The sequence below is a fragment of the Ruegeria sp. BA2 genome (assembly GCF_056539605.1).
The window spans coordinates 643,895-666,335 of sequence record NZ_JBQFVE010000001.1 but is presented as its reverse complement, the minus strand read 5'-3'; the positions used below and the strand labels follow the sequence as shown (position 1 = coordinate 666,335).

General features: G+C 58.5%; 23 protein-coding genes. 8 read left to right on the top strand and 15 right to left on the bottom strand.

What is annotated here, in order from left to right; all coding sequences use genetic code 11:
* Nucleotides 1-43 precede the first annotated feature (43 nt).
* The 4 genes from ACR0NN_RS03275 to ACR0NN_RS03260 all read left to right on the top strand — a co-directional run bounded on the left by ACR0NN_RS03275 (nt 44) and on the right by ACR0NN_RS03260 (nt 3,468).
* The gene (locus ACR0NN_RS03275; RefSeq protein WP_170682957.1) at nt 44-1,033 is read left to right on the top strand and encodes an ABC transporter substrate-binding protein; all 990 of its coding nucleotides are present in this window, start codon (nt 44-46) and stop codon (nt 1,031-1,033) included.
* 155 nt (nt 1,034-1,188) lie between these two features.
* On the top strand, nt 1,189-1,902 hold the full coding sequence (locus ACR0NN_RS03270; RefSeq protein WP_170719624.1) for an ABC transporter permease: 714 nt from the start codon (nt 1,189-1,191) through the stop codon (nt 1,900-1,902).
* Nucleotides 1,895-2,629, top strand: a complete 735-nt coding sequence (locus tag ACR0NN_RS03265; RefSeq protein WP_480683877.1) for an ATP-binding cassette domain-containing protein — start codon at nt 1,895-1,897, stop codon at nt 2,627-2,629. Before ACR0NN_RS03270 ends, ACR0NN_RS03265 begins: the two co-directional genes overlap by 8 nt.
* Nucleotides 2,630-2,652: 23 nt before the next feature.
* Nucleotides 2,653-3,468 (top strand): substrate-binding domain-containing protein, encoded by an 816-nt coding sequence (locus ACR0NN_RS03260; RefSeq protein ID WP_170719619.1) that lies wholly within the window; start codon nt 2,653-2,655, stop codon nt 3,466-3,468.
* 39 nt (nt 3,469-3,507) lie between these two features.
* On the opposite strand, the gene ACR0NN_RS03255 is transcribed toward ACR0NN_RS03260, so the two are convergent.
* The 10 genes from ACR0NN_RS03255 to ACR0NN_RS03210 all read right to left on the bottom strand — a co-directional run bounded on the left by ACR0NN_RS03255 (nt 3,508) and on the right by ACR0NN_RS03210 (nt 12,669).
* Nucleotides 3,508-4,380, bottom strand: coding sequence for a helix-turn-helix transcriptional regulator (locus ACR0NN_RS03255; RefSeq protein ID WP_170719617.1), 873 nt, complete (start codon nt 4,378-4,380; stop codon nt 3,508-3,510).
* On the bottom strand, nt 4,381-4,506 hold the full coding sequence (locus ACR0NN_RS03250; RefSeq protein ID WP_480470072.1) for a hypothetical protein: 126 nt from the start codon (nt 4,504-4,506) through the stop codon (nt 4,381-4,383). It lies immediately after the preceding gene.
* 13 nt (nt 4,507-4,519) lie between these two features.
* Complete coding sequence (locus ACR0NN_RS03245) at nt 4,520-5,782, bottom strand: c-type cytochrome (RefSeq protein WP_170719614.1); 1,263 nt, start codon at nt 5,780-5,782, stop codon at nt 4,520-4,522.
* A complete protein-coding gene (locus ACR0NN_RS03240) occupies nt 5,783-6,991 on the bottom strand; it encodes a formate dehydrogenase subunit gamma (protein ID WP_170719612.1) in 1,209 nt (402 codons plus the stop codon).
* Nucleotides 6,992-7,065: 74 nt separating this feature from the next.
* Nucleotides 7,066-7,662: a formate dehydrogenase FDH3 subunit beta gene (gene fdh3B, locus ACR0NN_RS03235; protein WP_039530246.1), complete on the bottom strand. Its 597-nt coding sequence runs from the start codon at nt 7,660-7,662 to the stop codon at nt 7,066-7,068.
* 15 nt (nt 7,663-7,677) lie between these two features.
* Entirely contained in the window at nt 7,678-10,572 is a 2,895-nt protein-coding gene (locus tag ACR0NN_RS03230) for a formate dehydrogenase subunit alpha (RefSeq protein WP_170682950.1), read from the bottom strand.
* Nucleotides 10,573-10,677: 105 nt separating this feature from the next.
* Nucleotides 10,678-10,866, bottom strand: a complete 189-nt coding sequence (locus ACR0NN_RS03225; protein WP_170682949.1) for a ubiquinol-cytochrome c reductase iron-sulfur subunit N-terminal domain-containing protein — start codon at nt 10,864-10,866, stop codon at nt 10,678-10,680.
* A gap of 57 nt (nt 10,867-10,923) precedes the next feature.
* The gene (locus ACR0NN_RS03220) at nt 10,924-11,535 is read right to left on the bottom strand and encodes a molecular chaperone TorD family protein (RefSeq protein ID WP_170682948.1); all 612 of its coding nucleotides are present in this window, start codon (nt 11,533-11,535) and stop codon (nt 10,924-10,926) included.
* 4 nt (nt 11,536-11,539) lie between these two features.
* Nucleotides 11,540-12,118, bottom strand: a complete 579-nt coding sequence (locus ACR0NN_RS03215; protein WP_170719610.1) for a DUF3306 domain-containing protein — start codon at nt 12,116-12,118, stop codon at nt 11,540-11,542.
* Nucleotides 12,115-12,669 carry a DUF3305 domain-containing protein gene (locus ACR0NN_RS03210; RefSeq protein ID WP_170719608.1) on the bottom strand — a complete coding sequence of 185 codons (555 nt, stop codon included), beginning with the start codon at nt 12,667-12,669 and terminating at the stop codon, nt 12,115-12,117. Before ACR0NN_RS03210 ends, ACR0NN_RS03215 begins: the two co-directional genes overlap by 4 nt.
* A gap of 262 nt (nt 12,670-12,931) precedes the next feature.
* Between ACR0NN_RS03210 and ACR0NN_RS03205 the strand changes: the two genes are divergently transcribed.
* Nucleotides 12,932-14,887: a 4Fe-4S binding protein gene (locus ACR0NN_RS03205; protein ID WP_170719605.1), complete on the top strand. Its 1,956-nt coding sequence runs from the start codon at nt 12,932-12,934 to the stop codon at nt 14,885-14,887.
* Here the strand turns inward: ACR0NN_RS03205 and ACR0NN_RS03200 are convergent.
* Nucleotides 14,881-15,609 carry a cytochrome c family protein gene (locus tag ACR0NN_RS03200; RefSeq protein WP_170719603.1) on the bottom strand — a complete coding sequence of 243 codons (729 nt, stop codon included), beginning with the start codon at nt 15,607-15,609 and terminating at the stop codon, nt 14,881-14,883. The genes ACR0NN_RS03205 and ACR0NN_RS03200 overlap by 7 nt on opposite strands.
* A 132-nt stretch (nt 15,610-15,741) precedes the next feature.
* On the opposite strand from ACR0NN_RS03200, the gene ACR0NN_RS03195 reads away from it, so the two are divergent.
* From ACR0NN_RS03195 to ACR0NN_RS03185, 3 genes are read left to right on the top strand one after another with little or no spacing between them, the layout of a single operon-like run.
* Nucleotides 15,742-16,803: an Mrp/NBP35 family ATP-binding protein gene (locus ACR0NN_RS03195; RefSeq protein WP_170719600.1), complete on the top strand. Its 1,062-nt coding sequence runs from the start codon at nt 15,742-15,744 to the stop codon at nt 16,801-16,803.
* Complete coding sequence (locus ACR0NN_RS03190) at nt 16,800-17,495, top strand: biotin/lipoate--protein ligase family protein (protein WP_170719598.1); 696 nt, start codon at nt 16,800-16,802, stop codon at nt 17,493-17,495. The genes ACR0NN_RS03195 and ACR0NN_RS03190 overlap by 4 nt, the downstream gene beginning before the upstream one ends.
* Nucleotides 17,495-17,974: a DUF6505 family protein gene (locus tag ACR0NN_RS03185; RefSeq protein ID WP_170719595.1), complete on the top strand. Its 480-nt coding sequence runs from the start codon at nt 17,495-17,497 to the stop codon at nt 17,972-17,974. Before ACR0NN_RS03190 ends, ACR0NN_RS03185 begins: the two co-directional genes overlap by 1 nt.
* On the opposite strand, the gene ACR0NN_RS03180 is transcribed toward ACR0NN_RS03185, so the two are convergent.
* From ACR0NN_RS03180 to ACR0NN_RS03165, 4 genes are all read right to left on the bottom strand, one after another.
* On the bottom strand, nt 17,971-18,471 hold the full coding sequence (locus ACR0NN_RS03180) for a flavin reductase family protein (protein ID WP_170720170.1): 501 nt from the start codon (nt 18,469-18,471) through the stop codon (nt 17,971-17,973). The two genes, ACR0NN_RS03185 and ACR0NN_RS03180, sit on opposite strands and share 4 nt — an antisense overlap.
* An 87-nt stretch (nt 18,472-18,558) precedes the next feature.
* Entirely contained in the window at nt 18,559-19,971 is a 1,413-nt protein-coding gene (locus ACR0NN_RS03175) for a 3'-5' exonuclease (RefSeq protein ID WP_170719591.1), read from the bottom strand.
* A 2-nt stretch (nt 19,972-19,973) separates the two neighbouring features.
* Nucleotides 19,974-20,492, bottom strand: a complete 519-nt coding sequence (locus ACR0NN_RS03170) for a hypothetical protein (RefSeq protein WP_170719588.1) — start codon at nt 20,490-20,492, stop codon at nt 19,974-19,976.
* 27 nt (nt 20,493-20,519) lie between these two features.
* Entirely contained in the window at nt 20,520-22,343 is a 1,824-nt protein-coding gene (locus tag ACR0NN_RS03165) for a DUF294 nucleotidyltransferase-like domain-containing protein (protein WP_170719586.1), read from the bottom strand.
* Nucleotides 22,344-22,441 lie beyond the last annotated feature (98 nt).

The following is a 22,441-nucleotide window of genomic DNA, read 5'->3' as shown; positions in this document are numbered from 1 at the left end:
GATCCCGAAAACGGGACAACAATAGCAACTAGGAGACTTGAAGATGAAAAAGCTACTCAGCGGGGCGGTTGCCGCCTTTAGCCTGGCCGCAACCACGGCCTGGTCGGCGGATGAGGTGACATTGCAATTGAAGTGGGTCACGCAGGCTCAATTCGCAGGCTATTATGTAGCCAAGGACAAAGGGTTCTACGAAGAAGAGGGGCTGGATGTCACCATTCTGCCTGGCGGCCCTGACATCGCACCCACACAGGTTATTGCTGGCGGCGGTGCCGATGTAACCGTCGAATGGATGCCTGCTGCGTTGGCCGCGCGTGAAAAGGGGCTGCCGCTGGTGAACATCGCCCAGCCCTTCAAAAGCTCGGGCATGATGCTCACCTGCTGGAAAGATGCGGGGATTGCTTCACCCGAGGACCTGAAAAACCGCACTTTGGGGGTCTGGTTCTTCGGCAACGAATTCCCGTTCATGAGCTGGATGAGCCAGTTGGGCATCAGCACCGATGGCAAAAGCGACAGTGGTGTCGAGGTGCTGAAGCAGGGCTTTAACGTCGACCCGCTGCTGCAGCGTCAGGCGGATTGCATCAGCACCATGACCTACAACGAATATTGGCAGGTCATCGACGCGGGCGTCACGCCCGAAGAGCTGGTGACTTTCAAATACGAGGATCAGGGCGTCGCCACGCTTGAGGATGGCCTTTATGTGCTTGAAGAAAATCTGAGCGATGCAGACTTCACCAACAAGATGGAACGGTTTGTTCGTGCCTCGATGAAAGGTTGGAAATACGCCGAAGAGCACCCGGACGAAGCGGCCGAGATCGTTCTTGAGAACGATGAAACCGGTGCCCAGACTGAAGAGCATCAAAAGCGTATGATGGGTGAGATCGCCAAGCTGACCGCAGGATCGAATGGCGCGCTGGACCCGTCAGATTTCGACCGCACGGTTGATACGCTGCTGGCAGGCGGCTCTGATCCGGTTATCACCCAGAAGCCCGATGGGGCCTGGACCCACCAGATCACGGATGCTGCGCTGAACTAAGCGCTGCTTAAATCGCTGTAGTCTAACGCGGCCCCTCGGGGCCGCGTTTCTTGTTTTGAATGCCGAATTTGTGTCTGTACTTGTGAGACAGAGTCTTTAGTATTTCCCTGTATTTTAACGCATTTCGTTAGAAATTGGGGTGATATCGGTAGAAAATGCAAGGTTTTGCATCAGAATTCAGTCACGCGCTTTCGCTGATCCTTGAAGGGGATTCTGAGCTGTGGGCGATTGTGCTGTTGTCGCTGCGCGTTTCGATCTTCGCGGTGCTGATTTCGGCGGTCATCGGGATGCCGATCGGTGCAGCTCTGGCCGTCGCGCGGTTTCCGGGGCGTCGCGCGCTGATCATTCTGGTGAATGCTTTGATGGGGTTCCCTCCGGTTGTTGTCGGCTTGTTGGTGTACCTGATGTTGTCTCGGTCGGGCCCCCTGGGCGTGCTGGAATTACTCTATACCCCTACCGCCATGATCATCGCACAGATGGTGCTGGTAACACCGATCATGGCTGCACTGACCCGACAGGTTGTCGAGATGCTGGCCGAAGAATATGCCGAGCAGCTCCGTTCGCTTGGCGTGTCTCGGTTGGCCTCGGTACCGGTGCTGTTGTGGGATGCACGGCTGGCGCTTGTCACTGCTCTGTTGGCCGGGTTTGGCCGCGCGATTGCTGAGGTCGGGGCGGTGATCATTGTGGGTGGCAATATCAATCACGTGACCCGGGTCATGACGACGACAATCGCGCTGGAAACTTCGAAGGGGAATCTGGCGCTGGCGCTAGCCTTAGGGGTGATCCTGATCGGTCTGGCCGTGGCGGTGAACGCCATGGTCAGTGCCCTGACCCTGCGGGCCGAGCGGGAAGGGTTACGCCATGCGTGATGTAGTAACCGGAGCGCCGGGCATATTAGAAGTCTATGACCTGAGCATCGCGCGTGATGGCAAGGTGCTGCTCGACGTCCCGAATCTTTGCTTGGATGGGCCGGGGCCGACATTGATCCTTGGGCCAAACGGGGCTGGGAAAAGTCTTCTTCTGCGTTGCCTTCATGGCCTGATCCATCCAGATACGGGACGTGTTCGCCAAAACGGGCTTGTTCTGAATGCAAGCCACACCGCGCGGCAGGCGATGGTGTTTCAGAATCCCGTTTTGCTGCGCCGTTCGGTTGCCGCCAATCTGGATTTTGTGCTGAGGCGGCAATCTCTCTCGCGCAGTCAGCGGAAGGCACGCATTGATGCCCTGCTGGCCGAAGGTGGCTTGGGTGGTAAGGCGCGCCAGCCTGCGCGCTCGCTCTCAGGGGGTGAGGCGCAGCGGCTGGCAATTTTGCGCGCGTTGGCTTTAGACCCTGAGACCTTGTTTCTGGATGAGCCCACCAGCGCCCTTGACCCGAGCGCCACGCAAAAGATCGAGCGGATGGTCCTGCGCGCTTCGGAACGCGGTGCACGTTTTGTGATGGTGACGCATGACATCGGACAGGCGCGGCGCTTGGCGTCGGATATTGTGATGATGCAATCGGGAAATGTTGTGGAACATGGGCCTGCTCGGCAAGTGCTGGAGAAGCCCGAAAGCGACGCGGCGCGCCGGTATCTGGCGGGTGGTCTGGTAACCTGAAAAAACTTGAATGGAGATATCGAATGATCCCTGATTTCATTCGGGCATCAATTGTTGCGATGGGGCTGACGGCTAGTGCCAGTTGGGCAGACGAGCCTTTCATCATCGTGCAATCCACGACCTCAACACAAAACTCGGGCCTGTTGGACTACATCCTTCCGGGGTTTGAGGCAGAGACGGGCATCGATGTGCGCGTCGTTGCGGTCGGCACCGGGCAGGCGATCCGAAATGCGGTCAACGGCGATGGTGACGTGCTGCTGGTCCATTCCAAACCCGCGGAAGAACAGTTTGTGGCCGATGGTTGGGGCGTCGAACGGTTTGATGTCATGTATAATGACTTTGTGCTGGTTGGTCCGAAGTCCGATCCGGCCGGAGCACGCGGCGGGAACGATATCGTTGCTGCTCTGACTGCAGTGGCTGAGGCAAGGGCGCCCTTTACCTCGCGTGGGGATGACAGCGGCACCCATAAGGCTGAGATGCGTCACTGGGAGACGGCGGGTATTGATCCAACCGCCGCCTCGGGCACTTGGTACCGCGAAGCGGGCGCAGGGATGGGGGCAACGCTGAATGTAGCGAGCGGAATGGACGCCTATGTCCTGACCGATCGTGCCACGTGGTCTTCTTTTGGCAATCGGGGCGATCTTGAGATTCTGGTGGAAGGCGACCCCCGTTTGTTCAACCAATACGGGGTAACCTTGGTGAACCCGGAAAAACACCCCGGAGTGCGCGCTGCAGCGGGGCAGCGGTTCATTGACTGGCTGATCGGGCCTGATGGTCAGGCTGCGATTGAATCCTATCAGTTGGATGGGCAGCAGATGTTCTTTCCGAACGCGCGGTGATTTCGCCTTCGGCGAGAGTATTTGGGAAAAGATGAAGGATCAGCCGCTGGCACCGTTGTGGTGGATTTGGCCCAGATCCGTCAGGTCGTACCCACCCAGTTCGGCTGCGCGTTCTTTAAAACGCTGGGATTGCAGGAACTGGGTCAAGGTCTGCATCGGCGGTTCAAAAACTGCGCGTCGCCAGATGGCGAGGTCAAGCCGCTCGGGATGAGTGGGTACGAAACTCAGGCCATTCGGTCGGGACAGTGCTCCAAGGCCGAACCCAACCTCGGCTTTGCCATCCCGCAGGGCGGTCGCAAGTTCTTCTTCGGTGCGGGCGCAGACGGGCAGGGTGTTCAGATTACTGCGTGTCAGTTTGTGGGCGCTGAGCTGCGCATCAAATAGTCGCTGACTGGCGGCACTGTCTTGCCGCAGGATGATCCGCCTGCCTTTCAGGTCCTGAAAGCCCGAGATGCCTGATACGCCGGGTGCCAGAAGCAGGCCGCGTTGTCGCAGTGCAATCTGGTAAAGGATCACCGGCGCTTCACCCATTGTGTCGCGCAGGGATTGGATGTTGAAGCCGTCCGGTTCATGGATGTGCAGGGCTGCCGCCTGCGCGCTGCGATCGGCAAGACGGTTCAACCCGTCGAAAGAGCCATCGTAATAGGTTGCCAATCCAGAGCCACTTTCCCGCAAAGCCCAATCCAGCAGCGGATCGTGACTGCCGGCGACGATCGGCGGCAGAGGCGGCTCGGCCACTTGCGGGCCTGAGCGTGAGGCGTTCAGCCAGGCGATGATCTCGGCCTTTGGGAACAGAAGTTTGCCCATGGCGCGCACACAGGGGATCTCCCCCGATGAGGCCAGATCATATGCTTTCCGCTCACCAATGCGCAGCAGATCAGCCAGTTCTCGGGTGGTAAGGTATTGCGTCATTCAGTCGAGGCGGACTGCCGAACCAGAAGTCCTATCTTCGGCGCTGAACCCGAACTGATCCAGCGTATACGGGGCGGCGACTGTAATCACGACCATTGCGGCGACAGCAGTCAGAAAGGCTTTCATTTGGTCCTCCGGCTCAATCCTGTGATGCGGTGGCGCTCTGCAGAAACGTGATCAGATCGATCCGGTCCTGCGCTTGCGTGATCCGCTGCATCGGCATCTTTGACCCCGGAATGTAGTGGTCAGGGCCTTCGTCGAAAAGAGCATTAATGGTCTCTTCATTCCAAATGATATCAGAGTCTTGCAGCGTGTCCGAGTAGAAATATCCGGGCAAGGTTCCAGCCCGCCGTCCGAAGATCTGATGCAATGTGGGACCCGCGCGCCGTTCACTATCCGGTGTCAGGCTGTGGCAGATTGAGCATTTGCGAGCGAATTGCCGTTCACCATTGTCCATCTTGTCGGGGTCTTTCAGAAAACTCGGCTCAGCTGCTGCCATCTGTTCCTGATCGCGCAGGGACTGGACTGGCCAACTGTACATCGCCTCATCAATGCCGCCTGCATGGATGTTCTGCCCGTCCGCAGAAAATGCCAGTGCCCAGACCGGACCGCGCAGGGTGGCGCGGAAATCCTGTGCGATGCGCCACTCTTTGGTGTCGATGACCATGATATAGCCTTCGCCATCACCAACTGCCAAAAGCTGGCGATCAGGGCTAAGCGCCATAGCAAGGATGGGTCTTCGATCCAGTGTAAAGTCGCGCTCTTCCCCTGTGGTCAGGTTCAGGATGCGGGTCACGCCGTCAACGGCCCCATAGGCGATCCATCCGTCTTGTGTGTTCAGGACCAGTTCGTTGATGCCGAAGCCATGCTCGACAAGGCGATCCGTCTCCTGACCGCTGGCGACATTCCAGATACGAAGCGAGCCATCGACACCTGCCGAATAAAGCTCTGCGCCATCTGGGGTAAAGGCGACAGCATTTACACCGCTGCCGGTTGGGCCAAGTATTGTGGGATTTGACCCATCCTCTGGCCACAGTCCGATGGTGCCATCCCAACTTGCGGTCGCGACATGCGTTTTCGATGCCGCGATACCGACGATCTTGCCTTTGTGTTGCCCGACCACTTCGCCTCCGGGCCAGCGGCGTAGTGTGAAATCATCCCCTGCGGAATAGATCGCGGTTCCGTTGAAAGCGACCGTGTTCACTGCGGCCTCATGCCCCTCTAGCCATTCCGGTGTCTGTCCGGTCCACAGACCGACCGAATTGTCGAAGCTGGCGGTTGCAATGCGCCCGTCCGGGGCGGTGGCGATCCCCATGATCGGCCCGCCGTGGCCTTTGAGCGTAAAGAACTCGGCCCAGGCGGGTAGGGGGATCAGGGCAACTGCAAGAACCAGCCAGCGCATCTATTCTGCGGGTGAGGCCGCCGCCTTGCTGGCCTCTTTTTCCTGCACCTCTTCCAGCCAAAGCGAGTGATGCTCGCGCGCCCATTGCTCTTCGACTTCACCGGTGCCCATGGCATCGAAGGCACCTTCCATGCCGACCGAGCCAAGGTAGATATGGGCAATGATGATGGCGATGAACACATAGGCGACCATTACGTGCCAGACTTGTGCATATTGCATCTCTTCCTGCGGTGACATCTGAACGGGCAGGTTCAGGCCCAAGGCTTGCGGGATGCCGGTTGAGTTCGCCACTGCGAAGGTCTTGGCGAACATTGGCAACTCAAACGGGAAGAGCAGTGACAGACCTGACAAGCTGATCGAGACGCCGAGCAGGATACAGGCCCAGAAGATCACTTTCTGGCCCGCGTTGAACTTCTTGGCGGGTGGGTGGCTGCCTTTGGTGAACAGGCCCCCTCCGGCGGCCAACCATTTCAGGTCGGTCCGGTTGGGGATGTTATGGGCGATCCAGTTTATGGTGACGATGATTAACCCCAGCATAAAGGCCCAGGCGAGGTTATTGTGCAGCCATTTGCACCCCTGCGCGATGGTCGCAAAGCCTTCTTTGCCAAAGATCGGGATTAGGAAGTCGCGTCCATAAAGTGTTAGCAGACCAGAAATCGCCAGCACAATGAACGACCCGGCAAATAGCCAATGACCAAACCGTTCGAAACTGTTGAAACGCAAGACGGTGCGGCCGGTCTTTTCTCCATCGATCCGAATTCTTCCACGGAGCAGGAAGAATAGCGCGATGATGGCGATCATGCCGAGTAGAATAAAGGTTCCATATTCGCGCAATGGCCCGGTCCGGAAATTCAGCCACCACATGCCGCCGTCCTGAATCAAAACACTGTCAGCCGGTCCATGAGAGGAAACGCTGACGTCAGCCGAGCCAAAGCGTAACGCCCGATAGACGTCACTGTCCGAGGCCACGCCGCTTGCACCGAACTGACCTAGCAGTCCTTCAACATTGCCTTGCCCAGTGTTCTCCGAACGATACGCATTGTCCACCTTCTCGCCACGCTGCCGGGCCAGAATGTCCTCAAGCGTGGTTGCGCCTCCGGTTGTGGAGCGCTCATTCTCGGTTGCAGGGGCCTCGGCTTCGTTGGTTTGCGCAACGGTGGTCTGAGCCAGCCCAATGGTGAACAGCAATGCGATGAGTAAGCGGAGCATCTGAACCTCGGTCATAATCCCAGATCAGGCGACCCACGAATGCGGGTCGCCTGTTTGGTTTATGGAGAACGGTCTTAGCCGTCCTTCTGGTCGTAGGCAGTGCCCCAACCCCATGCGCCCGAGCCAAACCCGCGCGCAACGACGCGCTCGCGGTAGATGGCCGAGACCACATCGCCGTCACCGGCAAGCAGGGCCTTGGTGGAACACATCTCGGCGCAGATGGGCAATTTGCCCTCGGCAATCCGGTTGCGACCATATTTGGCGAACTCTGCGGTCGAGTGCGTTTCTTCGGGGCCGCCAGCGCAGAAGGTACATTTGTCCATCTTGCCGCGTGATCCGAAGTTGCCCGCCTGTGGATACTGCGGCGCGCCGAACGGGCACGCGTAGAAGCAATAGCCACAGCCAATGCACAGGTCCTTGGAGTGCAGGACGACCCCTTCTTCGTTCTGATAGAAGCAGTCGACCGGGCACACCGCCATGCAAGGCGCATCCGAACAATGCATACAGGCCACCGAGATGGAGCGTTCGCCCGGGTCACCGTCATTGATCGTCACCACCCTGCGGCGGTTTACGCCCCACGGCACCTCGTGCTCGTTTTTGCACGCGGTGACGCAGGCATTGCACTCGATGCAGCGTTCGGCGTCGCAGAGAAACTTTGCTCTTGCTGCCATTTTCTCTTCTCCTCCTTACGCTGCCCAGATCTTGCACAGAGTCGCTTTGGTCTCTTGCATCTGGGTCACTGAATCATAGCCATAGGTCTGGGCGGTGTTGGTACTTTCACCCAGCACATAGGGATCAGCACCGGCGGGATATTTGTGCCGCTGGTCCTCGCCCTGGAAATGGCCACCAAAGTGGAACGGCATGAAGGCCACACCGGCACCGACCCTGTTGGTCAGCATCGCCATCACCTTGACCTTGCCACCCTCAGGACCTTCGACCCAGACCTGTGATCCGTCACGAATACCAAGATTGTTGGCATCACGCGGATTGATCTCGACGAACATGTCCTGCTGAAGCTCGGCCAGCCACGGGTTCGACCGCGTCTCATCCCCGCCACCTTCATATTCGACCAGACGACCAGATGTGAGGATTATCGGATAATCCTTTGAAAAGTCGTTCTTTTGGATCGAAGCATAAAGGGTCGGCAGGCGATAAGCCTGACGGTCGTCGTAGGTTGGATAGTCCTCCACCAGATCGCGCCGGTTTGTGTAAAGCGGCTCGCGGTGCAGTGGGATCGGATCCGGGAAGGTCCAGACAACCGCGCGGGCTTTGGCGTTCCCGAAGGGCGCACAGCCATGAGCGATCGCGACCCGCTGGATGCCGCCGCTAAGGTCGGTTTTCCAGTTGGTCTCTGGCCCCGCAACGGCGTCGATGGCCGCGCGTTCCTCAGCCGTCAGGTCACCGTCCCAACCAAGGTCCATCAGCATTTGCATCGTGAATTCGGGATAACCATCCTGAATTTCCGATCCAACGCTATAGACCCCTTCGGCCAGCAGGTTGTCGCCATCCCGTTCAACGCCAAAGCGCGCGCGGAAGGTCAGGCCACCTTCGGCCACCGGTTTGGACATGTCATAGAGGTTTGGTGTCCCCGTATGACCCATCTCAGCGGTTCCCCAGCAGGGCCAGGGCAGACCGTAATACTCACCGTCGTTAGGTCCACCAATGGCTTGCAGCGTGGTTCTGTCGAACGTATGCTGGTTGGCCATATGGCTTTTCAAACGTTCCGGCGACTGACCGGTATAGCCAATGGTCCAGAGGCCCGAGTTGAACTCGCGCGTGATGCTTTCAACATTCGGTGTCTCTGGATCTTCCATTTCGATGTTGCGGAAGAACCGATCTGCCCAGCCAAATTTGTTGGCGAATTTGGCCATGATGACCTCATCCGGCAGGCTTTCGAACAGCGGATCAACCACCTTGTCGCGCCACTGCAATGACCGGTTCGATGCCGTGACCGAGCCACGGGTTTCGAACTGCGTACAGGCGGGCAAGAGATAGACGCCATCGGTGCGGTCATGCAGAACAGCAGAAACGGTGGGATACGGGTCAATCACGACCAGCATGTCCAGCTTCTCCATCGCTGTCTTCATTTCCGTCATCCGGGTCTGCGAGTTGGGCGCGTGGCCCCACAGAACCATTGCGCGGACGTTGTTGTCCTGATCCATGTTGGCCGGATCTTCCAGAACACCATCGATCCAGCGGGAGACCGGGATGCCGCGCTCATTCTGCAGCGGTTTATCCTTGCCTTCCTTGTCTTTGATCGTGGCGAATTGGCCAGCCAGCCATTCGGGCTCTTCCCCCCAAACGCGGGCCCAGTGACCCCATGCGCCTTTCGACAAGCCATAGTAGCCGGGCAGGGTGTGGGACAGAACACCAAGATCTGTCGCGCCCTGCACGTTGTCGTGGCCGCGGAAGATGTTGGTGCCACCACCCGTTGTGCCCATGTTGCCCAAGGCAAGCTGCAGAACGCAGTAGGCGCGGGTGTTGTTGTTCCCGTTGGTATGCTGGGTACCACCCATGCACCATACGACAGTGCCGGGACGGTTGTTGACCATCGTCCGGGCCACGCGGCGCAGCTGCGAGCCGGGTGTGCCGGTGACGCGCTCAACCTCTTCGGGGTTCCAGTTGGCAACCTCTTCGCGGATCTGGTCCATACCCCAGACACGGGTGCGGATGAACTCTTTGTCCTCCCAACCGTTGTCGAAGATGTGCCACAGGATACCCCAGATCAGAGCGACGTCCGTACCGGGGCGGAAGCGAACATATTCATCCGCATGGGCCGCGGTGCGCGTAAAGCGCGGGTCGCAGACGATCAGAGGGGCATTGTTCTGCTCTTTCGCACGCAGGATATGCAGCAGCGAGACGGGGTGCGCCTCGGCCGGGTTACCACCGATGATAAAGATGGCCCGGCTGTTATGCATGTCGTTGTACGAGTTGGTCATGGCGCCGTAGCCCCATGTGTTCGCAACGCCCGCAACAGTGGTCGAGTGGCAGATACGGGCCTGATGGTCCACGTTGTTCGTGCCCCAGTAGGCGGCGAACTTACGGAACAGATAGGCCTGTTCGTTGTTATGTTTCGCAGACCCCAACCAGTACACGCTGTCCGGCCCGGATTCTTCGCGAATGCTCATCATGCCATCGCCGATCTCGTCGATCGCCTGTTCCCAGCTGATGCGCTTCCACTCTCCGCCTTCCTTTTTCATCGGATATTTCAGGCGGCGCTCACCATGAGCGTGCTCGCGGACCGAGGCCCCCTTGGCGCAGTGCGCACCCAGGTTGAACGGGCTGTCCCATCCGGGTTCCTGCCCGACCCACACACCGTTCTGAACTTCGGCAACAACTGTACAGCCGACCGAGCAGTGGGTGCATACGGATTTGATATTTTCGACGGCGGCGTTTGCCGCTGTCTGGGCGCTGGCGGGCGTCACGGTTCCACCCGTGGCGCTGATCGCGGCGAGGCCGCCGATCGTCAGGCCCGAGCCACGCAGGAATGCGCGGCGATCGACGGTTTTTTCGCCGACCTGGGACAGGATACTTGTCCGCTGGGGGCGTCTCGCAACCCCGTTGGTCTTTTTCCTAAGCATTTCTTTCCTCCCTTGCGCGCCGTGTCAGCCACGGCTGGCTTGGTACTGCTACGTCCGACGTCAGGGCCAATCGCAACCGTCTGTCGGGTGGTGAAAACGTCCGGCTTAGAACCGGGTGCTTTCAAGGTATGCGCGCGTGTGCGCGGTATCCTGCATCCGGGTATCATCCGTTGGCAGCTCGGCCGCTTCGGCTTTCCCGGTCAGGCTGGCAGCGGCAACAGCAGCGGGCGCTGCGGTTCCGGCCAGTTTCAGGAAGTCGCGGCGGGTTGCGCCTTCTTCCTTGGTCTTGCTCATGGGCTCCTCCTGTCCCAATTGCGGTTTGATGCCCAGAGGGCACCGGTGAATGGCGGGTTAGGCCGCCGTCATTCGGAAGGCTTCACGCTCGATCTCCATGAACACCCGCCCAGCCGTGCCGACCGAGGCATAGAGAACCGAGTTTTCGGCGCCCTCCAAATCCGAATAGAAATGTGCAGCCCATGGGCCGATATGTTTGTTCCAGAACGCCTTTTGATCTTCGAGCGTCGCGGGCGTGCCAAACCGACCGACGATCATGCCCGCCATCATCTCCATCAACGAGGCGATGTTGTCTTCGGGTTCATAAACATTCTGCGCCCGCGTGATGCCGCGCGCAGCCATGTCATTGCGTAACTGCGCCAGAGGTTTCTCGTTCAGGAATCCGGTGAGGTAGAAGCTAGCATAGGGTAGCAACTCGCCGCGCCCCAGCCCGATGAACAGCGCGTTGAACTCGCGTTCGGCAGCCGCGGGTTTGGTGACTTTGGCCACGCGTGCCATCGCGCCTATGGCCTGACCCAAATCTGAATCATCCCCGCTCAGCCCCGCCATTTGATCCAGCAGCAACTGATCTGGCGGGCCCGCCAGCAGCAGGCCCAGAAAGTTGTAGAAATCCGCGCGCAGACGATCCTCGGCCGAGATATCAATGGTTTGCGCGTTGTCTGCGGTCATAGAGTTATCCTTCGAATTCAAATTTCATACGGCGCGGAGCGGGGACGAGGTCGGTTTCCTCTGGTACTTCCACTTCGGCCATTAACACAGGTTCTGAAACAGGCTCGGCGGTGATTGCGGGTTCTTCGACGGCCTCAGGCTCTTCGGTTTCGGGTTCGGTTGCGTTTTCTTCAGGCGCTGCCTCGGCAGCAAGTGCTTCGACATGCGCGAGCATACCCTTGCCAACCTGATAGGCGGTTTGGATGTTCTCTATCACGCAGGCGGCGTCGGTATAGTCTTCTCCGTAATCAACCAGCCCATCGACATTGGCCAACACCGGGTTCAACCTCCACAACCGACGCAGAGCCCGACGGCGCAGGCGATCAGGGACGGCTCTGGCCATGAAGCCCGAAACGTCATCTCCTGCTTGCAACGTATCGGGATCGGGCAGGTCGAATTCGGCCAAAATCTCGGCGTCGGACTTTTCTTCCAGCTCGGCGTGTTGTGCCGCGACGATTTCGTTCTCCGCTGCCAAAGCCTCGGCCTCGGCTTCGGCCTGTACGGCGGCCTTGCGGCGTGACCAGAAATCGCGGGTCTCAGTCATTGCAGAACCCGCCGTGGTGCACGGTAAACATCCGAGTCTTGCCGAATGCGCGCATCCCCTTTGCCGTCTTCGATCAGATCAATGCGCTTCTTGTCGCGGCGACGTTTCACAAACACCTCGTCCTGATGATACTGCAACGTGAAATCGCGCACCCAAGCGATCAGGCCCTCTGTCATCGGAATTTTCTCGACAATCTCTTCGCCGGTATCGGCATAGTCCTGACCCTCAAAAGGCGAGGCGGTCAGGAGTACGGCATTCAATGGCGTCTCGCCCTCTAGCTCATTACGAAGCACAAGATAAAGAGACGGCTGCCCATCCGATAGGTTGACCATATAGGCCTCGGTTTCATCTGCCCAAAGCGTCAAAGGGAGCGTGGCCGCGTGGTATTCAACGGCCTCGCCTTCACGGCGCAACTCCTGCCAGTTTGCGGGTCCGGCACCAGGCAAAAGGGCAACTGCACGCCAGTTCCACTTCGCCCAGCGAGTTACCCCGGGTGTTTTGCGCACGATGACGCCAATTGGCATTTCTTTCTGGCTTGCGGCCTTGGCCACTGGCTCCTCCCCGAAAGGCTCTCCCCTGCCTCTATGCGATGTACTATGGTACATAAATTGACGACCTGCCAAGCCCTGTTTTGGTTAATTATGTCGCATTCACTCGCTATTTATCCGTAAAGTACCAATGTGATAGGTCGTGCAGGGTGAAAAATAGTGCATAAAGATATCTTTTATACATCTTTTCACGTGACCTACGGATTGCTTCCGCGGGGATAAGCCCTAAGGTGCTGGGGAATTGCCAGCAGCGCCAGGAGGGGATATGGCCAGCAAGCTCGTATTATGTGATTGCGAGGGAACTCAGTCTCTGAACGCGGAAGGTATTTCTGCGGCCTGCGATCTGGGATGTTCAAAGGTTCATACGGCGTTATGTACACGCGAGCTTGAAACCGCGGCTGAGCTGATAAAAGGCGATGAACAATTGGTCATTGCCTGCGGTCAGGAGAGAGCTGTCTTTCGTGAGCTCGCTGAAGAGTTGGGTGTGAGTGAACCCGGCTTTGTCGATTTGCGCGACCGGGCCGGTTGGTCTGAACAAAGCGCCGACGCAACCCCTAAGATGGCGGCGCTTGCGGCCGAGGCGCTGTTGTCGCAACCCATTACGCCCAGCGTTGATGTCATCAGCGAAGGCACCTGCTGTATCATAGGGTCGGGTGAGGTTGCCTATCCACTGGCGGAACAGCTTTCTGGTGTCCTGGCCGTGACCGTGTTGGTGACGGATGACGCTGAGCCCCTCAGCCGATCATACGACGTTGCCAGGGCGCAGGTTCGCAATCTTGGCGGCGCACTGGGCGGTTTCACTTGGCACTTGGATCAGGTGCAGCAGCTGCTACCCGGCGGGCGCGGAGATTTCAGTTGGAGCGCCCCGCGCGATGGCGCGACATCACGCTGCGATATCGTTGTTGATTTAACCGGTGCGTCGCCGCTGGTTGCGGCGCCGGACAAACGCGAAGGATATCTGCGGGCTGATCCTCGTGACCCTGTGGCTGTTGCGCGTATGGCGTTCGATGCGGTGCAATTGGTCGGAACCTTTGAGAAGCCGCTCTATGTCAGGTTGAATGAATCGCTATGCGCCCATTCCCGGGCCGAGCAAACGGGGTGCTCGAATTGTCTGGACATCTGTCCGACCGGAGCAATTACACCTGCGGGCGATCACGTGGCGATCGATCCGATGATCTGTGCCGGATGCGGGGCTTGCGCGGCCCTCTGTCCATCAACGGCTATTACATATGAAGATCCGCCCGTATCCGCTGTGCTTTCTAGGATGCACATTCTGGCCCGAACCTTCCGGCGCGCGGGCGGCTTGGCACCGCGCTTGCTGGTACATGATGCCCATGGCGCGCAGATGATACGGATGGCAGCCCGCTACGGCCGGGGCCTGCCTGCCAATGTCATTCCGCTGGAGCTTAATGTGGTTTCGGGCTTTGGTCATGCTGAAATGCTGGCCGGGCTGGCGCATGGCTTTGCCCGTGTCGACGTCTTGCTGGGCCACAAGACTGAACGCGACGCACTGGATCGGGAACTTGCACTAGCGCAGGCCATTTCGGGGCAGGACGTGCTGAGCTTGATCGACGTAGCAGACCCGGACGCACTGACTGATCTGCTTTATTCGCAAGAGGTTTCGCAACCTATTTCAGAACCGGTTCTGCCGCTGGGCAACCGCCGACAAATCGCGCGTCTGGCGGCGCAGGCTCTAAACCCCGAGGCCGAGGAACCGTTGGCCTTGCCCGAAGGCGCGCCTTATGGTGCGGTTGCGGTGAACACCGACACCTGTACCTTGTGCCTGAGCTGCGTTTCGCTTTGCCCGTCAGGCGCTTTGATCGACAACCCGGATAAGCCGCAGCTCAACTTTCAACAGGATGCCTGTTTGCAATGCGGGATCTGCAGCACGATCTGCCCCGAACAGGCGATCACGTTGGTGCCTCAGCTTGATCTGAGCGACAAAGCCCTTTCGCAGCAGATGCTGAATGAAGAGGAACCCTTCGAGTGCGTCGAATGCGGCGCGGCCTTTGGTGTCAGATCAACGGTTGAGCGGATCATGGAGAAGCTGTCGGGCACGCATCCTATGTTCGCGACTTCGGATCAGGCGCGGATGATCCAGATGTGTGACAATTGCCGGGTGAATGCCCAATTCCACAGCACCGAGAATCCGTTCCAGTCGGCCCCAAGGCCACGGGTTGTCACGACCGACGACTATCTTTCAAAACGTAAGGATCACTGAAGTTGCAGCGGAGCGCCAAGGTCGGCGGCGCGGAGGGCGGCGACGAAAGCCAGAATCGCTTCGAGGTCATCCAGACTTATCTCGACCGGATGGATGGGCGAGGGGCGCTCGGGCGGGAATGGTTCGGTCAGGCCTTCGATCTGAGTGAAGGCAGGATGCGGATTCAGGGCAAAGAAGGCCTGAAACCGCTCGGACCAATCCGGCATCGCGCGCAGCACCGCAAAGGACGGGGTGGATCCCAACCCGTTCATACGGTTTTGCGGGCCAATCACATGGCAGCGGCCACAGTGGGTCATCGACAGGTCTTCACCCAGCAGCGCATTGCCGTCGATCTCAGTATCCTCGGTGACCACAGCAATTTCGAAACTTGCGCTAAAGGGCGTGCCTTCAGTGGGGGCGAAACCTTCGACCGTGCGCTTGCCGATATCGGATTGAAGCCAGTCCCGGAACCGAGCCTGTTTGGCATCGTCTTCGATGCGCAGGTGGTAAATCACATCGCCGCGCGCAAAGACCGGATCACCGGGCGGGGACGGAGCCAGTGACATGACACCACTTTCTTCAGCAACAACACGTATTCCGGTCTTGAGAGAGAAGCGGGGAAGAATATGTTGCAAAAGGCCCGATTTTGTCACCTCATCCGGGGCGGCAAGACCCAATGCCTCTTGCGACCAAGAGGGGGTGGCGGTGAGCGTCAGGCTCAGGCACAACAGAACAAAGCGCATGGGCAAACCTAACGGCGACAGACCCAATGCGTCAAATGAACAGAAAGAGACGGAGATACATGCAATGAGCGGCGACTTTAAAGTGTCGATACGCAATGCCCATCGTGCAGGGCAATTCAAAGGGAATATGGCATGAGCATCCGTGACGCCGTTCTGTCGAACTTGAAAAAGATCACCGACCCGGTTTCGGGACAGGATATTGTCAGCGCGGGCATCGTGCGCGCGCTGAATGTCGAAGGTGATACCGTCAGGTTTGTGCTGGAGATTGATCCCAAGCAGGCCGAAAAGATGGAACCCGTCCGCGCAACCGCCGAAAAGGCCGCGCAGATGGTGGACGGGGTCGCCAATGTCTCGGCCATGATGACGGCGCATTCGGAAAAGGCGCCACCGGACTTGAAGCCAAAGCCGAAACCGTCGCAAACAGGCCCTCAGGCCGTGCCGGGCGTGGACCGGATTATTGCTGTGGCTTCGGGCAAAGGGGGTGTTGGAAAGTCGACCGTTTCGGCGAATCTTGCCTGCGCTTTGGCTGCTGAAGGTCGACGCGTGGGTCTGCTGGATGCGGATGTCTATGGACCCTCGCAACCCCGCATGTTGGGTGTTTCCGGTCGTCCGGCCAGCCCCGATGGCAAGACAATCTTGCCGCTTCGAAATCATGGCGTGACCATGATGTCGATGGGGCTGATGACCAACGAGGGGCAGGCGGTTGTATGGCGAGGGCCGATGCTGATGGGGGCTTTGCAACAGATGATGAGCCAAGTGCAGTGGGGTGCGCTAGATGTGCTGATCGTCGACCTGCCGCCCGGCACCGGTGACGTGCAATTGACGCTGAGCCAGAAGTTTCAGGTGGATGGCGCAATAGTCGTCTCGACCCCACAGGATGTGGCTTTGATCGATGCCCGCAAAGGGATCGACATGTTCAATCAACTCAAGACACCTATCGTCGGGATGATCGAGAATATGTCGACGCATATCTGTTCGAACTGTGGGCACGAAGAGCATATCTTTGGACATGGCGGAGTGGCCTCCGAAGCCGAGGGGCTGGGCGTTCCGCTGTTGGGGGAAATCCCGTTACACCTGGACATCAGATTGGCGGCGGACGGTGGCGCACCGATCGTGGTCAGCAAACCGGACAGCACGCAAGCCGAAGCCTTCCGCAAGATCGCCCGCGACATGATTGCCAAGGGGAACGCATGACCCAGCCCGTCTTTCCCCCTTTGCTTAGCGGACATCCTGCCAAAGCCGGAGAGGACCCGTTCGAGCGGGCTCAGTCGATGGCGGCGCTGGGCTGTGACGGGGGGACGGTGGTCTACAACATTCAGGCTGACCGCCTGCGTGTGGCAATTGTGTTTGCGCCCGAGGTTCCTTTGCAGGACGCGATGGCTATGCTTCCGCTTTGCGCCGTTGGGCTACAGAATGCGCTGGGCGCGCTGGCCCCCCCGGAGGTTGCGGTACATCTGGGCTGGGACGGGCTGATCTGTGTGAATGGGGCCAAATGCGGGATGTTCAAGGTTGCGGCTTCGTCTGCTGATGCTGGCGAAGTTCCCGATTGGCTTGTAATCGGCTGGGAGCTTGCTTTGATGCAGACCGGCGACGCGCCCGGCGAGACGCCGGATGTCACCGCTTTGTATGACGAAGGCTGCGCAGAGGTATCAGCGACACAGCTGGTCGAAAGCTGGTCGCGTCACACGCTGACCTGGCTGAACCGCTGGCAGGATGAAGGCAACGCACCAATCCATGCCGAGTGGATGGGGCTGTTGCGCGGTGTCGGAGAACCCATCGGGGAAACCGGTGTCTTTCTTGGCACTGATGAGCGGTTCGGCATGCTGATCCGTGACGGTGCTGACACCCACCTACGCCCATTGACGATACTGTTGGAGAACGCCTGATGAAACTCGCCCGTGCTATCCACTTTGATGAAAGTGATATGAACGTGTTTCATTCGCCCGCAAGAACAGGCGAATGGTGCATCTCGGGCGGGTTCGAATTCTCAAACTGGGGACAGGCGGATCTGGAAGGCAAGGCGCGGCAAGCCTTTTCCAATGGCTGGTTGGGCCTTGAGACATTTGGGCGCGTGACCTTCGTTGCGGTCACGCAGGTTGAGCAGGCAGAGATCGACAAGATCACTCAGAACTTGGCCGATCATTTTGTGCAATTTTACGGTGCGCCTTCAGCTGATGCAGCGATGGATGTTGCACAAACCGAAATATCTCACATGGCCGAAATGTGCGAGGATCACCCGCCGAACACTCTGCTAACTGTCGTCCGAGAACTGACGGAAGCAGGCGTGCATGAGGCGTTTCGTGTGATTACCCCGCAGGAAACCCAGCTTGAAGCATTGGCCGTCCACGGTTCGCTGGACGATTAGATAAAGTCCGCGAAACCGCCAAACTGACCGCGTTTGAATATCAGACCTTGACCCGGACGGTGCATGACCTTTTCGACATGGCCCACAAGGATCAGGTGATCCCCAGCCTCGTGTCGGGCTGAGAGGCGACAGTCGAAACGGGCAAGACATTCGGCCAAACGGGGCCGACCGGCTTCATCTTCCTGCCACTCTGCATGGGAAAAATCAGACCCGTTGCGCGCGAACTGTAACGCCTGATCATGCTGATCTTGTGCCATCACGTGGATCGCATAGTGCTCGCAGGTGCTGAAGGCGTCATATCGGTTCGAGTTCCGGTCGAGGCACCACAAGACCAAGGGCGGGTCCAGCGACACGGATGCAAACGAGTTTACGGTGATCGCGGCCGGGCCTTCGGAGGTATTGGTGGTGACAACGGTGACACCGGTACCGAAACAACCCAAAGCGTCGCGAAATGCAAGGATTTGCTCGGGACCGGGAATGAATGTCTTTTCCGTCATCGCACGCTCGTTCAATGGGCCAGTCTGAGGTGCCATGCGACGTAGGGATTGTCCATGGAAAGCTGATGTGATCTCGGGATTTTCCGATCAGTTCAGGTCTTCCAGCAACCGACCGTGTTTGCGCGTTTCAGCGATAACGTCGCCAAAGGTCACCATGCCGCGCGCGTTCAGCATTGGCAGCATCAGAACCAGCACTTCTGCCGTGGCGACCGCATCGCCTAATGCCGTGTGACGCAAGGTATCGGGGATTGTGATACCCAGCCGCTCGCATACCGCATCCAGAGTATGCGTTTCGCTTGCCCCGAAAAGCACCGCTGACAGCAGGACGGTATCTAGAATGGGGTGAGTCCACTCGACCTCCATACGCTTTGCGTGGCGGTGTAGAAATGCCATGTCGAACGGCGCGTTATGCGCAACAATAACTGCATCGCGGGCGAATTGGTGAAAGCTGCGGCCAGCTTCGGCAATATCCGGTGCACCCTGAACCATCCTGTCACTGACCTTGTGCACCTTGGTCGAGGCTGGCGGGATCGGTATGCCGGGATTAACCAACGTGTCCAACCGCTCGCCCTCGACAATTTTGCCCTTCACGACGCGCACCGCGCCGATCTGAACGATTTCGTCCTTATGCGGTAGAAGCCCCGTGGTTTCGGTGTCAAACACCACAAAGCACAAATCCAGTAACGACCTTTCTTCAAACGCGTCGTCGCCGGGTGTTTCAAGAAGCTCGAAATCATAGACCAGTGGGCGCGCTTCGTCCGGTTCGATCTGTGCTGCGCTGTCGTCGAAAACCAGCATATACCCGGGCGCATCGCCTAAGGGTTTCATTCGCGCTGAATAGGTTTGCCGCCCGTCAACACTGGTCAATGTGCAATGCACATCCTTTCCGGTCTTGATCAGCTTGGCATAGGCATCCGTCAGGCCGGTGGCTTCGAGGTAGTCAAACAGCGAAGCATTCAAACGCGGATGCGCGATTTGCGCAAGAACCTCGGCTGCCTGCGCGTCATACAGAACAATCTGATGCTTGGGTCCCGCCAGCAGCATGGCGACCGGGATTTCGGTCAGCAGCGCGGTGAGGCGCTGTTTTTCCGACGCCAAATGAGCGGTCTCAGCCGCCACGGCCTCTGCTGTGTTCATGGCATTCGCAGCCAGTTGTTCGGCAAGCCCGGCAGCGGCAGGGGCCAGATCGCCCAGATAGCGTGCGGCCTGGAGGTCCAGATCGGTGCTGACACCTGCATGGGCGCGCGCGCGCAGTTGGGCCGAAAGCCGTTCGATCGGTTTAGCAACGTTGTCATCAAAAAGAAGCCAAACTCCGGCAACCAGCGCCAGCATCCCAAATGCGATCAGGATTTCTGCAAAGATGAACGCGTCCAACAGACCGGGATCACGTGCACGTTGATAGCCAACCCACAAAGCCAAAGCGCTGATAACCAGCCCTCCCACTGCAAGCAGAAGGAAGAACAGAAAGACCCTCAGGCGCAGGCTCAGATGGTTCAGCATTGTCAGACCCCGCAGGTTGCCTCGATCACCGGATCATCAACGTCAATCTTGATCCAACTGGCGTTCAGGAGGCGCCCATCATCAGCGAATTCTGCCCCGTCAGCCAGATTAGCCCGGCTATTATCGGCACAATTGACCGCAACGGGCATCTTCGACACTGGCGCCCAGCGACCGAAGAAATACAGATCGACCAAACGTTCGTCGGGCACGCTGTCATTGGTACGGACCGTGGCGGAATCGATCGCGGCAAAGCGGTCTACAAACGGTACCGCGTAGGTCCAGGGGCGATAAAAGGCACGGCTCTCGACCTCTTGCACCACAGTCAAACTGTCGGGCAGTTGGTCACGTGTGCGATCGTACCAAGAGTATTCACTGGTGATCGTCATCGCGATCATGCCGATGCCCGCTGCAACCGGTGCGGCCCATTTGGGTAGGCGTCCCCCGGTCAGCTTGTTCACAACCATCACGACACCCGCAAATGCAAAGCCCGCAAAAATCGTGCCGATCAGTTCCAGAAACATATGGTTTCTCCGTTCATTTCCAGTTCTCTAACCCAGCATTCCCTTGCCGTGTCCAACCGCCGATTGCATCGTTTTTACCACCACAAATGCATTGCGGAGATGACTTCGCTCAAAGTCGGACAAATCAGCCGGAGGGAGGTAGTTGTCGGGCGCATCACCGGCCTTGACCAGACGTGCCTGATGTTCAAGTCGGGTCTCAGCGATGAGATCATAGGCGTCCAAAAGATCGCGTGCTCCAGTAGCGCTTAGGACACCAGCCGCCTCAGCGGCGCTGAGCCGCGCGCGAGTGTTCGCCTCGGTCAATTGCCCCTGCAGGCTGTAGATGCGCGCCAGATCCACGACCGGCACCACACCATTATGCTTGAGGTCCAGCGTGTTGCGATGCTCGCCCGAGCGGATCGTCGCAAAGCCGCGCAACAGACCCAGTGGAGGGGTGTGTTTCAGAGAGTTCGAGATCATATGCGCCACAAAGATCGAGTTCGCATTGGCCGCTGACAAGGTGTCTGCCTGCAGATCGGTAAACAGGTCGAAGGACCCGCCAATAGGGCGCAGGTCGAACATGACCGAGGCCAGCATCTGTGCCTCGGGATTGGGCTTGGCAATCCAGCCATCAAAATACTCACGCCAGACGCTAACGGGCTGACACCAGCGCGGGTTGGTCGCCATCATTTCCCCGGGGCAATAGAAATACCCACAGGTATCCAGCCCGTCCGAGACGAATTTAGCCAGTGCAGCGAAATACGCCATATCGTCTTCGGTTACGCTGTCATCCAGCATCAAACAATTATCCTGATCCGAAACACCTGTCTGCTCCTGCCGCCCTTGTGAGCCACAGGCCAACCACAGGTATGGCACCGGCGGTGCGCCAAGCTCGGCCTCTGCCAGTGCCAGCAAACGCCGTGTTGCGGTGTCAGCGATGTCGGTGATCAGTCGTGTCACGATTTCGTGCCGGTTGCCGCCCGCGACGAGCTGGACCAGCAGTTGGGGGATTTCGGCAGTGACCGTGGCCATCTCGTCAGCGGTGTTGGCACGGGCGATCCGGCCCACCAACTCGGCAGAATTGACCGCCTGATAGCGGGTGAGATCGGTTTGAGTGACAATGCCAACCAACCGTCCGGCCTCGGAAATCGGGATATGCCCGATACCACGCTCCATCATCACATGCAGCACGTCCGAGCCGATATCGGTGGGGGACAGCGTGATCGGGTTGGTGGTCATAATGGCCGAAACCACTGTGTCTGCTGGCATCGCCTCGGCAATGAATTTGCCCGAAATATCGCGTAGGGTCGTGATGCCCAGCAAACTGTCCCCCTCGGTCACGCAGAGGGATGAGATATGTCGGTCGCGCATGATCTGCGCGGCGTTTTGAACCAGTGTATCGGGCGGGCAGGTGGCAGGGTTGCGCACCATCAAAATGTCAATTGAACTGGTGGCCAGGCTTTGCGGCCCGCTGCGTCCACCGCGTGTGCGGTTGAAGAATTTTGAGACCACGTCATGTCCGTCGATCAGGTTCTTCACCAGATCTGGTGGCAGTACGATCAGCACCGACGGCGTGTGCGCTTGCGCATGGGTGGCAGCCTTGCCGTCTTTCAGCAATCCGCGCTCACCAAAGGAATTGCGCAATCCCAGATGTGAGACGACAGCGCCGTTCTCATCGGTAATCTCAACCTGTCCTTCGTAGATCACAAAGACGCCGGGCAGGTCATTTCCTAGCTGGTAAATGCTGCCATTTGCGTCGACTTCGCGCACCTCGATCTGCTTGGCAAGATCATCCAACGCATCTTGGGGTAGGGCGTCATAGGGGTGGACGGATTTCAGAAACCGGGTGATTTCGTCATGTGACAGGGGCATTTACGCTCTCCGGAGTTCCGAATAAAAATCCCGCCCGGTGGTGTGCCGGGCGGGAACAGTAAGTCGAAAGACGCGACCGAAGACAAGAGCCGCCGACC